Origin of the sequence: Klebsiella sp. BIGb0149 (assembly GCF_004362605.1) — a bacterium.
Taxonomy (GTDB): Bacteria; Pseudomonadota; Gammaproteobacteria; order Enterobacterales; family Enterobacteriaceae; genus Klebsiella; species Klebsiella terrigena.
Genome location: NZ_SNYG01000002.1, coordinates 999,796 through 1,011,424, shown reverse-complemented (window position 1 = coordinate 1,011,424; position 11,629 = coordinate 999,796). Strand labels below are relative to the sequence as shown.

Here is an 11,629-nt window from a genome sequence, read left to right as displayed (position 1 = left end):
TTGCAAGGAACTGTGACTAATCACCAAAATAGTGATCGAACATACATTTTTGTTATGTTGCGTAAAGGTTTTAAAAGTTGCTTAGTTGTACTAATCTGATGACCAGGCGGGATGGGCTCCATCACTGCCACCTTTTCGTTGTTAGCCGCTATCGTTCCCCCCTATCAAAGCAATAATTATCGCCGTTACAAATGAACTTGATAATCATTCGCATTTTGGTAGCATTAAACATAGCAAAGGCTATATTTCTGAGGCAGAAAATGACAAGTAGTCGCGTTGAGAATAGCAGCGGTCGCGCAGCGCGCAAGATGAAGCTCGCTTTGATGGGGCCTGCCTTTATTGCTGCCATCGGGTATATCGATCCCGGTAACTTTGCGACCAATATCCAGGCGGGCGCCAGCTTCGGCTACCAGCTGCTGTGGGTGGTGGTGTGGGCAAACCTGATGGCGATGCTGATTCAGGTGCTGTCGGCAAAGCTGGGAATTGCGACGGGTAAAAATCTCGCGGAGCAGATCCGCGACCACTATCCGCGCCCGGTAGTGTGGTTCTATTGGGTGCAGGCGGAAATTATCGCCATGGCGACGGACCTGGCCGAGTTTATCGGCGCGGCGATCGGCTTTAAGCTGCTGCTTGGCGTCTCTTTACTGCAGGGCGCCGTGCTGACCGGTATCGCCACGTTTTTGATTTTGATGCTACAGCGTCGCGGGCAAAAGCCGCTGGAGAAGGTCATTGGCGGGTTGCTGCTGTTCGTTGCCGGCGCCTATATCGTGGAGCTGATTTTCTCCCAGCCGGCGCTGGCGCCGTTGGCGAAAGGGATGATTATCCCGAGCCTGCCTAACGGAGAAGCGGTGTTCCTGGCGGCCGGGGTGCTGGGGGCCACCATTATGCCTCACGTCATCTATCTGCACTCGTCGCTGACCCAGAACCTGCATGACGGCACGCGCAAAGAGCGCTATAACGCCACCCGCTGGGATGTAGCGATTGCCATGACCATCGCCGGCTTTGTTAACCTGGCGATGATGGCCACCGCCGCCGCCGCGTTTCACTTTAACGGTCATACCGGCGTCGCCGATCTTGATGCCGCCTACCTGACGCTGGAGCCGCTGCTGAGCCACGCCGCGGCAACCATATTCGGCCTCAGCCTGGTGGCTGCCGGGCTGTCGTCGACGGTGGTAGGGACCCTGGCGGGCCAGGTGGTGATGCAGGGGTTTATTCGCTTTCATATCCCGCTGTGGTTTCGCCGGGCGATTACCATGCTGCCGTCGTTTATCGTCATCATGATGGGGCTCGATCCGACCCGTATCTTAGTGATGAGCCAGGTGCTGCTGAGCTTTGGTATTGCGCTGGCGCTGGTGCCGCTGCTGATTTTTACCAGTAACCCGAAGCTGATGGGCGATCTGGTGAATACGGCATGGATTAAGCGAACCGGCTGGGTCATCGTGGCGATTGTGGTTGCGCTGAACGGCTGGCTGCTGGTGGGGACGGTGCTGGGATTATAAGCGGGTAATAAACGGGGGAGCTGCAAGGCTCCCCCGTTTGATTAAACTGATTGCAGGACATTCAGTGATGGCCGTGACCGTGTCCGCGACCTCCCGGTCCACGCCCCCAGCCGCCGCGACGGTCGTCGCGATCGTTCCAGCCCTCACGGTAGCCGCGTTCATAAGCTTTGCGCTTATCCCAGCCGCGGTGACGGCCGTTGTCATGATGACGCCAGCGGTTGTCGCGCCATTCGTAGTTACGACGCCAGTAATCACGGTCGCGCCAGCCGCCACCGTCCCAGTAATTACCGTAATTGTCGCGATCGCCTATTTGTAATTTTACAGATGGCAGCAGGGTGATTTCACCAGCGTTAGCAACTAATGGCGCTGAGGCCAGCAGCACGGCAGCCAGTATCAGTGACCTGAACATACTCTTCTCCTTCACGATCGAGCCTTGCGGCTTGTGAACGTGATATTACGAGGCGGTGAAGCCCCGCAGCATTGGATGAACTCCTAAATCGCGGATAAGAGCACTTTTTGCTAAAGTGACTTTTTTGCTAAAGTAACTTTTTGTTTACGCCGCCAGAATCATGTCTATTTTCGCGCACTCATCAGGGCTGAAGTGGCGGTTGGCGAGCATCCCAACGGCATCGTCAAGCTGGGCCGTTTTGCTGGCCCCGATCAGCACCGAGGTCACTTTTTCCCCGCGAAGCACCCAGGCCAGCGCCATCTGCGATAGCTTCTGTCCGCGCGCCTGCGCCAGGGCGTCCAGCTGACGGACTTTCTCCAGTTTTTCTGCCGTCAGCTGATCCGCCTGCAGGAAGCGGCTGCCGCTGGCGGCCCGGGAATCTGCCGGGATACCGTGTAAATAGCGGTCGGTCAGCTGGCCGCCGGCCAGCGGTGAAAACGCAATGCTTCCGACCCCCTCGGCCTGCAGGAAATCCAGCAGCCCGTCTTCAACCCAGCGCTCTAACATGGAGTATTTTGGCTGATGAATAATGCACGGCGTGCCGAGATCGTTGAGAATGCTAACCGCTTCCGTCGCCTGGGCGAGGGGGTAGTTGGATAGCCCGACGTAAAGCGCTTTACCCTGACGCACGATATGGTCCAGCGCGCGCATGGTTTCCAGCAGCGGAGTCTCGGGATCGGGGCGGTGATGATAGAAGATATCGACGTATTCCAGCCCCATCCGTTTCAGGCTCTGATCGAGGCTGGCAATCAGATACTTGCGCGACCCCCAGTCGCCGTAAGGCCCGTCCCACATGGTGTAACCGGCCTTGCTGGAGATAATCAGCTCATCGCGATAAGGTAAAAAATCCTCCCGCAGGATGCGGCCGAAATTGCTCTCAGCGGAACCCGGCGGCGGCCCGTAGTTGTTGGCCAGATCGAAGTGCGTAATGCCGAGATCGAAGGCGTGACGCAGCAGCTGGCGGCTGGTTTCTACTCGCGTTTCGTCACCAAAGTTATGCCAAAGGCCGAGAGAAACTGCCGGCAGCTTTAGCCCGCTCTGGCCGCATCGGCGGAACTCCATTGTCTCATATCGCGTCGCATTTGCCTGGTAAACCATACTTCCTCCGCAGATAAAACAGCTTGTGTATACGTTTACACTAAAGAATGTTCAGCCCGGAGTACACACCCCAAAGTCGTAAATTTTGCTTTCCACCTCATATATTCGACACAATCTGGACAGTTCGATCGCTTATTCAATACTCAAATTACCTGCACGGGATGAGGAGTATGGCTATGCAACCGACTTACACGATTGGCGATTATCTGCTGGATCGCCTTGTAGATTGCGGCATAGACCGCTTGTTTGGCGTACCGGGAGATTACAACCTGCAGTTCCTCGATCGTGTGATTGCGCATGAGGCGCTGGGATGGGTCGGCTGCGCGAACGAACTGAACGCCGCCTATGCGGCCGACGGCTATGCGCGTATTAAGGGCGCCGGCGCGCTGCTGACGACCTACGGCGTTGGCGAGCTGAGCGCGCTTAACGGCGTGGCGGGCAGCTATGCCGAACACGTCCCGGTTCTGCATATCGTGGGCGCCCCCTGCAGCGGCGCCCAGCAGCGGGGGGAGCTGCTGCACCACACGCTGGGGGACGGCGACTTTACCCATTTTGCGCGCATGAGCGAGCAGATTACCTGCACTCAGGCCACCCTGACGGCGGGCAACGCCTGCCATGAAATCGATCGCGTCCTCAGCGAAATGCTGGCCCACCATCGCCCCGGCTATTTAATGCTGCCCGCCGACGTCGCAAGGGCCAGCGCCACGCCGCCCGCGCGTCGTCTGGTGATTGAGGGTCCGCCGGCGGACGAGAATCAGCTGGCCGGCTTTCAGGAGTATGCGGGACAGCTGCTGCGGGGCAGCCGGCGGGTATCGCTGCTGGCGGATTTTCTCGCCCAGCGCTATGGCCTACAGGAAACGCTAAGAACCTGGGTCGAAAAAACGCCGATCGCTCACGCCACCATGCTGATGGGCAAGGGGCTCTTTGACGAGCAGAATCCCGGTTTTGTCGGGACCTACAGCGGCATCGCCAGCGCGCCCCAAACTCGCGAGACCATTGAAAACGCCGATACCATCATCTGCGTCGGCACGCGCTTTACCGACACCATTACCGCCGGATTTACCCAGCATTTACCGCCCGAGCGCACCATTGAGATCCAGCCGTTCGCCGTCAGGGTAGGGGAGCGCTGGTTTAGTCGGATCCCGATGGATCAGGCGCTGGCGGTCCTGATCGGGCTCTCCGCCAGCCTGGCGGCGGAGTGGACGCTGCCGCCGGTCTCGCTGCCGGAGGTTGGCGGCGCTACCGGCGGCACGCTGACGCAAAAAAGCTTCTGGAGCACCGTACAGGAGCAGCTGAGGCCGGGGGATATTATTCTCGCCGATCAGGGAACTGCGGCATTCGGCGTCGCGGCGCTGAGGCTGCCCTCGGATGCGACGCTGCTGGTTCAGCCGCTGTGGGGGTCGATAGGCTTTACGCTGCCGGCGGCCTACGGCGCGCAGACCGCCGCGCCGGATCGAAGGGTGGTATTGATTATCGGCGATGGCGCAGCGCAGCTCACGATCCAGGAGATGGGCTCGATGCTGCGCGACAAGCAGCGGCCGCTCATACTGCTGCTTAACAACGAAGGCTATACGGTTGAGCGGGCGATCCACGGGCCGGAGCAGCGCTATAACGATATCGCCCTCTGGGACTGGAACCGCCTTCCGGAGGCGTTTGCCCCCGACGTTCCTTCGCGCTGCTGGCGCGTGACGCGCACCGCGGAGCTGAAGGAGGCGATGAACGACAGCCTGGCCTCCGACCGGCTGACGCTGGTCGAGGTGATGCTGCCAAAAATGGATATCCCCGACTTTTTGCGGGCGGTGACCGAGGCTCTTGAGGAGCGCAACAGCCGCGTTTAGTCGGGGCGTCGTTTAATCATCATCAGCGGCTTCCCGGCCAGCAGCAGCCAGGCCGGGAGCATCACCATGCACAGCAGCGGCAGCAGCGTGGTGTCCGGCACCACGACGGCGGCCATAAACAGGCTCAGCCAGCCGTCACGGGTGACCACCAGCGTCATTCCGAGAATCGCGCAGGAAACCGTAATCGCCGCCGGGACGGCGTCAACGTGCGCGTGCAGCATCAGGCCCAGCGCCACGCCGACGAAGACCGCCGGGAAAATTCGCCCGCCGCGAAAGCCGCTGGCGGCAGCGATCGTCAGCGCCGCCAGCTTCACCAGCGCAATCAGCATAAAGTCGCCGCCGCTCAGGGTCTGGCTGAACGCCATTTGCTGCATCTCATCCAGCCCTTTAAACAGGGTGATATGCCCGCCGACGGTTCCGAGAATGCCGAGCAGCAAACCGCCGATCCCGAGCGTTAAAACGGGGCTTTTCAGGCGGTGCATCAGCGCATGCAGGCGCGGCAAGCACCAGACGGCAACCATGCCTACGGCAATCGCGATCAGCGTGACCACCGCGCCGCTAAAGATATCCACCAGCTGCATCTGCGGATAGTGCGGGATCGGTAGCGAGAAGTGGGGGTTGAAGAACAGGCTGGTTGTCAGGGCGCCGGCCGCCGCCGCCAGCAGCGGGGCAAAAAGGCGGTCCCACAGCGGGACGTCGTTGCTGCCGTTAAGGGTTTGCGAAAAGATCAGCGCGGCGGCAACCGGCGTGCCAAACAGGGCGCCGATAGTCCCGGAGGCGGCGAGGATCGTCCAGTCAAGCGAGCTGACGCGGGGAAAGAGGCGCGAACCTATGGCCACCGCCAGGGCGATATTGACCACCATGATGGGGTGTTCTGGCCCAAGGCTGACGCCGCCCGCGAGGCCTAAAATGAGCGCGGCAATCAGCCCCGGCAGGGCGCTGGTGCTGACCGGCGCGCCGACCAGCGATTCAGCCGCCGGGTCGGGCCCGGCGTGGCCTGGGCTAAAGCGGATAACCAGACCGACGGCAATGCCGGTGAGCGTCAGAATGGCAATGGTCCAGAGATGCCCGCCGGCGTTAAGGCCGAGGCTCAGCGGCAAAACGCTCCAGAGGATATTCTGCAGGACGCTCGCAACCTTCATCGTCACAATCAATACCAGGCTGGACGCAATCCCGATGATAACCGCCGGGACCGATAGCAACAGCATTGTTCTGGCGCGCGGATGCAGCATGAAAATTTCCTTATGCAGGTTGCGGAGCACTACTTTGCCTTCGCGCCAGGAGAGCGTCGATGCAAATGGTGCTGAAACGATAAACTTAAGGCTATGCCTGACGATCGCAGCGGCGCGAGATAAACCATTTTGCACAGATTACAGCCTAAGTGTGATATAGGTCGCTAAACTGTGGGCGCTTATACGTTGGTCGTTGTTGTTAGGGCATCATGAATTTACAGTGTGCCAAAAGAATCATTTTGACTTTAGTGGAGCCGTAACGGAATGACAAAATTTGCTTTAGTAGGGGATGTCGGCGGAACCAATGCCCGACTGGCATTATGTGATATGGCGAACGGGGAGATCTCCCGCGCCAAAACCTATTCCGGGCTCGATTATCCCAGTCTCGAAGCCGTCGTTCGCGTCTATCTCGACGAGCACAGCGTCGACGTCGAGGACGGCTGCATTGCTATTGCCTGCCCGATCACCGGCGACTGGGTGGCGATGACCAACCATACCTGGGCGTTTTCCATCGCCGAAATGAAAAGCAACCTCGGGTTCGCCCATCTGGAAATCATCAACGATTTCACGGCGGTATCAATGGCGATTCCGATGCTAAAAGTCGAGCACCTGATTCAGTTTGGCGGCACGGCGCCGGTAGAGGGGAAACCTATCGCCGTCTATGGCGCGGGGACCGGCCTCGGCGTGGCGCATCTGGTCCACGTTGATAAACGCTGGGTCAGCCTGCCGGGCGAGGGCGGCCACGTCGACTTCGCGCCGAACAGCGAAGAAGAGGGCATTATTCTGGAAGAGCTGCGCGCCGAGCTGGGACACGTTTCCGCCGAACGCGTGCTCTCAGGCCCGGGTCTGGTATACCTCTATCGCGCGATAGTGAAATCTGACGGTCGTTTACCGGAAAATCTGCAGCCGAAAGACGTGACCGAACGCGCGCTTGCCGACTCCTGCACCGACTGCCGCCGCGCGCTGTCGCTGTTCTGCGTGATCATGGGCCGTTTTGGCGGCAACCTGGCGCTGACGCTGGCGACCTTTGGCGGCGTGTATATTGCGGGCGGTATCGTGCCGCGCTTCCTCGAATTCTTTAAGGCGTCCGGCTTCCGCGGCGGTTTTGAAGATAAAGGGCGCTTTAAAGCCTTCGTGCAGGATATTCCGGTGTACCTGATTGTCCATGACAATCCGGGGCTGCTGGGATCCGGCGCGCATTTACGCCAGACGCTCGGCCAAATCCTCTAAACCACGCCTCCGGGCCCTCGGGCCCGGATAAGCGCCGGCTACAGGTGCATCAGCTGGCGGAACTCTTTGACCTTGCTGCGGCTCACCGGCACCTGAAACTCCAGATCCCGCAGCCGCAGAACGTAGGTGTTATTAAACCACGGCTCAATTTCGCGAATTTTGTTCAGATTGACGCAGTAGGAGCGGTGGCAGCGGAAGAAGTGCGCCGGCGGCAGTTTGGCGCAAAACTCCGTAATGTTCATCGGCATCACGAACGACTCCCGCCGGGTATAGACAAACGTCATTTTTTCATGCGCTTCCGCGTAGTAGATATCGTGAATGCTGGTGACGATAATCCGCTCGTCTTTGATCAGATTGATGGTGTCGTTTTCCCGCTGCGGGTTCGGCGCCGCGCTGGCGCTGGCCGCCGGAAGCTGCTGCTGTTGCCAGGCGCTGCTTAGCTTCTGCAGCATGTTGATAATGCGTGATTCCTGATAGGGCTTGAGGATGTAATCGAACGCCTCCAGCTCAAATGCCTCTACGGCGTGCTCTTTCCAGGCGGTGATAAACACAATAAACGGCTTGTGGGCAAACTGGCTGATGTTCTGCGCCAGCAGAACGCCGTCCAGCGAGGGGATGTTGATGTCGAGAAAAATGGCATCAACCCTGTTGTGCTGCAGAAACTTCAGCACGTCCAGCCCGTCGTCAAAGGTACCGACAATCTCCATCTGGCTGTGGGTGTTAATCAGCCAGGTCAGCTCCTGTTGCGCCGGGAACTCGTCCTCAACGATGATGACTTTCATTTTTTCTCCGCTCATGGCAGCAGCGACATCGGCGTAGGCTGAGGGGCGTTGCGGTTGGGCACGTAGAAGGTGATCTCCGTACCCGGGGTCATGCGCCTGATATGCAGCCCTTCACCGTACAGCAGTTTGACCCGATGGTGAACGTTGAGCAGGCCGATTTTATTCCCCGGCATTTCATCGGCCTCCACCCGGGCGACGACGGCCGGATCGATGCCGTTGCCGGTATCACGGACGCTAATCCGTACCCGGTTCCCACACTCGTTGATGCCAATCGTGACCACGCCTTTTCCCTTGCAGGGCTGGATCCCGTGAACAATCGCATTTTCTACCAGCGGCTGGATCAGCAGGCTGGGAATGACGCAGCTGACTTCATCATCGATATCATAGATAACGGTGAGCTTGTCGCCGAAGCGCGCCTGTTCAATGGCAATGTAGTCCTTGATTTGGTACAGCTCCCTTTTAATATCAATCTGCTCGTCGTCTTTTAATTCAATGTTATAGCGTAAATAGCGCGATAAATTAAAAATAAGCTGACGCGCGGTATCCGGATTCATGCGAATCGATGACGAAATGGCGTTGAGCGCGTTGAAGAGAAAGTGCGGATTGATTTTACTCTGCAGCGCGCGCAGCTCGGCCCTGTTGGCCATTTCCCGCAGCTGCTCCGCGCGGGAGACCTCCAGCTGGGTGGAGATAATTTGCGACAGGCCTATCGCCATCTCCTGCAGCGACGAAGTGATGCGGTGCGCGTGGCAGTAGTAGATTTTCAGCGTCCCGGTGACGACGCCTTTTTCCCGCAATGGGATCACCAGCATCGAGTGAATTTCCGGAGTTCTGTACGCCTCATCGTTGTTCTTGATGATAATTTTTCCACTCTCAATCGCCTGGCGAGTGGTGGGGCTAATGGCGTTGTCGCGGTCGTGATAGTTGCCCTCGCCAAAGCCAACGTAGGCCAGCACCCGATCGGTGGTGGTGATCGCCACCGCATCGGCGTTGATATCACGGCGGATAATGTCGCAGACCTGGCGGAGCGACTCGCTGTTAACGTGGCGAAACAGCGGCAGCGTTTTGTTGGCAATATCCAGCGCCAGCTTGGCCTGGCGCGCGGCGCTGGCCTCTTTTTCTCCCTCGACGCTCTGCACCAGCAGGACGATAAAACCGATACTGACGCTGCCGAGGATCATCGGAATACCGATTTTCGAGACGATATCGAGGCCCAGTGAAAAGGAGGGCGCCCACAGCACCACGAGGATCATGGTCAGCGTTTCGCAGAGCATCCCGGCGAGGATCCCGGCCTTCCAGCGCTGGGCCTTGGGCACCCTGCGGCCGATCAGTCCGGACAATAGCCCGGCGATGATGCTGGTGATAAAGCAGGGGATGGCGGTAACGCCGTCGATATCGATCAGGTAGCGGTGCACCCCGGCAATGACGCCAACGATGGCGCCGACCCACGGGCCAAACAGGATGCCGCCGGACATCACCGCAATGATGCGCACGTTGACCAGCGAACCCTCCACCGGTACGCCTGACCAGGTACTGAACAGGGCAAACAGGGAGAAGATGGCGGTGACGGCCAGCAGCTCCTTCGGCGTATGGGCAGATTTATGCAGCAGTTCGCGAAACAGCCGCAGGCGGATAAGGAAAAAAAGACAAATCAGCATCAGTGCCGCGCGGTCAAAAACTGCGAGCAGCATGGTGAATATTTCGTGCATGGAGGCGCCGTGTCATTCGCGGGAAAACGCTATGATAAAAAACCTCGCCCCAGAAGGCCAGCCGCAGACAATAATAGGGAACAGGCACACGTTTAAAAGGGGATCTTCAGCAAACGGCGGGCGGCCGCGAAGGCGAGAGTCCTGCGGCTAAAATCAGGTAATATAAAAGATATTAAGATGTTACTTTCAACGATCGTATTGGCTAAATCCGGATCCGCCGCTGCCGTATTTACTGGAACGAGTACCCGTTTTTTGTGCCAGATTTTATTTTTTCTCTGCCCTCTCGACAGCGTGAATTTTTTCGGGTTATTTTCTTAACGTGTCGCAACAGCGGCAGCGTCGCTCGGACGGTCCGGGCGCTCACGTTAATCCGAGGAATCTATGGCTGAATTCAGTCCTGAACGCCGCTTTACGCGTATCGATCGTCTCCCCCCGTACGTTTTTAACATTACCGCTGAACTGAAAATGGCTGCGCGTCGGCGCGGCGAAGATATTATCGATTTCAGCATGGGCAACCCGGACGGCGCGACGCCGCCGCATATCGTTGAAAAACTGTGCACCGTTGCCCAACGCCCGGATACCCACGGCTACTCGACCTCTCGCGGCATTCCACGCCTGCGCCGGGCTATCTCGCGCTGGTATCAGGATCGCTATAACGTCGAGATTGACCCGGAATCGGAAGCCATTGTGACTATCGGCTCGAAAGAGGGGCTGGCGCATCTGATGCTGGCGACGCTGGATCACGGGGACACGGTGCTGGTGCCTAATCCCAGCTACCCTATTCATATTTACGGCGCGGTGATTGCCGGCGCCCAGGTGCGTTCGGTGCCGCTGGTGGAAGGCGTTGATTTCTTCAACGAGCTGGAACGCGCGATCCGCGAAAGCTATCCGAAGCCGAAGATGATGATCCTTGGCTTCCCTTCTAACCCGACCGCGCAGTGCGTCGAGCTGGAGTTCTTTGAAAAAGTGGTGGCGCTGGCCAAGCGCTACGACGTGCTGGTGGTGCATGACCTGGCCTATGCCGATATTGTCTATGACGGCTGGAAGGCGCCTTCCATTATGGAAGTACCCGGCGCGCGCGACGTGGCGGTTGAGTTCTTCACGCTGTCGAAAAGTTACAATATGGCCGGCTGGCGCATCGGCTTTATGGTCGGCAACAAAACGCTGGTCAACGCGCTGGCGCGAATTAAAAGCTACCACGATTACGGCACCTTCACTCCGCTGCAGGTGGCGGCCATCGCCGCCCTGGAAGGCGATCAGCAGTGCGTGCGCGATATTGCGGAGCAGTACAAGCGCCGTCGCGATGTGCTGGTTAAGGGGCTGCACGAAGCGGGCTGGATGGTGGAGTGCCCGAAAGCGTCCATGTACGTGTGGGCAAAGATCCCTGAGCACTATGCGGCGATGGGATCGCTGGAGTTCGCCAAAAAGCTGCTTCAGGATGCCAAAGTGTGCGTATCGCCGGGCATCGGCTTTGGCGACTACGGCGACACCCACGTGCGCTTCGCCCTGATTGAAAACCGCGATCGCATCCGTCAGGCTATTCGCGGCATAAAATCGATGTTCCGCGCCGACGGACTGCTTCCTGCCGCGGGCAAGACGGCGGGCGAAGGCCAGGAATAAGTGCGGGAATAAAAACAGGAATAAAAAAAGGGAGCCGCCGGCTCCCTTTCTTTTAACTCTTCACGCTGCTTAGATCATCAGGGCAAAGGTGCCGGCCCAAACGATGACCATAAAAGACACGCCCATAAAAAAGTATTTCACGTCTCATTACTCCGCATTCTCGGCGAAACGCC

At 58.4% G+C, this 11,629-nt stretch carries 10 protein-coding genes; 4 read left to right on the top strand and 6 right to left on the bottom strand.

From position 1 onward, the window contains the following. Positions 1–260 precede the first annotated feature (260 nt). Positions 261–1,499 (top strand): Nramp family divalent metal transporter, encoded by a 1,239-nt coding sequence (locus EDF75_RS11470; protein ID WP_045856173.1) that lies wholly within the window; start codon positions 261–263, stop codon positions 1,497–1,499. A 61-nt stretch (positions 1,500–1,560) separates the two neighbouring features. On the opposite strand, the gene EDF75_RS11465 is transcribed toward EDF75_RS11470, so the two are convergent. Both EDF75_RS11465 and mgrA read right to left on the bottom strand, forming a co-directional pair. Beyond that, positions 1,561–1,908: a DUF2502 domain-containing protein gene (locus EDF75_RS11465; protein WP_045856170.1), complete on the bottom strand. Its 348-nt coding sequence runs from the start codon at positions 1,906–1,908 to the stop codon at positions 1,561–1,563. Between the two features lie 144 nt (positions 1,909–2,052). Further along, entirely contained in the window at positions 2,053–3,045 is a 993-nt protein-coding gene (mgrA, locus tag EDF75_RS11460; RefSeq protein WP_133599331.1) for an L-glyceraldehyde 3-phosphate reductase, read from the bottom strand. 176 nt (positions 3,046–3,221) lie between these two features. Between mgrA and EDF75_RS11455 the strand changes: the two genes are divergently transcribed. Then, positions 3,222–4,883, top strand: coding sequence for an alpha-keto acid decarboxylase family protein (locus EDF75_RS11455; protein WP_133599329.1), 1,662 nt, complete (start codon positions 3,222–3,224; stop codon positions 4,881–4,883). Here EDF75_RS11455 and EDF75_RS11450 read toward each other — a convergent pair. Beyond that, positions 4,880–6,115 carry an ion channel protein gene (locus EDF75_RS11450; protein WP_133599327.1) on the bottom strand — a complete coding sequence of 412 codons (1,236 nt, stop codon included), beginning with the start codon at positions 6,113–6,115 and terminating at the stop codon, positions 4,880–4,882. The genes EDF75_RS11455 and EDF75_RS11450 overlap by 4 nt on opposite strands. Before the next feature lie 264 nt (positions 6,116–6,379). Between EDF75_RS11450 and glk the strand changes: the two genes are divergently transcribed. After that, a complete protein-coding gene (glk, locus tag EDF75_RS11445) occupies positions 6,380–7,345 on the top strand; it encodes a glucokinase (protein WP_133599325.1) in 966 nt (321 codons plus the stop codon). 38 nt (positions 7,346–7,383) lie between these two features. On the opposite strand, the gene EDF75_RS11440 is transcribed toward glk, so the two are convergent. Next, on the bottom strand, positions 7,384–8,127 hold the full coding sequence (locus EDF75_RS11440; protein ID WP_123710394.1) for a LytR/AlgR family response regulator transcription factor: 744 nt from the start codon (positions 8,125–8,127) through the stop codon (positions 7,384–7,386). Positions 8,128–8,138: 11 nt separating this feature from the next. Continuing rightward, positions 8,139–9,818: a sensor histidine kinase gene (locus tag EDF75_RS11435; protein ID WP_166646170.1), complete on the bottom strand. Its 1,680-nt coding sequence runs from the start codon at positions 9,816–9,818 to the stop codon at positions 8,139–8,141. 399 nt (positions 9,819–10,217) lie between these two features. On the opposite strand from EDF75_RS11435, the gene alaC reads away from it, so the two are divergent. Continuing rightward, positions 10,218–11,456, top strand: a complete 1,239-nt coding sequence (gene alaC / locus EDF75_RS11430) for an alanine transaminase (protein WP_133599322.1) — start codon at positions 10,218–10,220, stop codon at positions 11,454–11,456. A gap of 69 nt (positions 11,457–11,525) precedes the next feature. On the opposite strand, the gene ypdK is transcribed toward alaC, so the two are convergent. Beyond that, entirely contained in the window at positions 11,526–11,597 is a 72-nt protein-coding gene (gene ypdK, locus EDF75_RS11425; protein WP_115193904.1) for a membrane protein YpdK, read from the bottom strand. Positions 11,598–11,629: the final 32 nt, after the last annotated feature.

Coding starts and splice junctions, on each gene's coding strand:
- EDF75_RS11470 (WP_045856173.1), top strand. CDS start 261: ATGACAAGTAGTCGCGTTGAGAATAGCAGCGGTCGCGCAGCGCGCAAG.
- EDF75_RS11465 (WP_045856170.1), bottom strand. CDS start 1,908: ATGTTCAGGTCACTGATACTGGCTGCCGTGCTGCTGGCCTCAGCGCCA.
- mgrA (WP_133599331.1), bottom strand. CDS start 3,045: ATGGTTTACCAGGCAAATGCGACGCGATATGAGACAATGGAGTTCCGC.
- EDF75_RS11455 (WP_133599329.1), top strand. CDS start 3,222: ATGCAACCGACTTACACGATTGGCGATTATCTGCTGGATCGCCTTGTA.
- EDF75_RS11450 (WP_133599327.1), bottom strand. CDS start 6,115: ATGCTGCATCCGCGCGCCAGAACAATGCTGTTGCTATCGGTCCCGGCG.
- glk (WP_133599325.1), top strand. CDS start 6,380: ATGACAAAATTTGCTTTAGTAGGGGATGTCGGCGGAACCAATGCCCGA.
- EDF75_RS11440 (WP_123710394.1), bottom strand. CDS start 8,127: ATGAAAGTCATCATCGTTGAGGACGAGTTCCCGGCGCAACAGGAGCTG.
- EDF75_RS11435 (WP_166646170.1), bottom strand. CDS start 9,818: ATGCTGCTCGCAGTTTTTGACCGCGCGGCACTGATGCTGATTTGTCTT.
- alaC (WP_133599322.1), top strand. CDS start 10,218: ATGGCTGAATTCAGTCCTGAACGCCGCTTTACGCGTATCGATCGTCTC.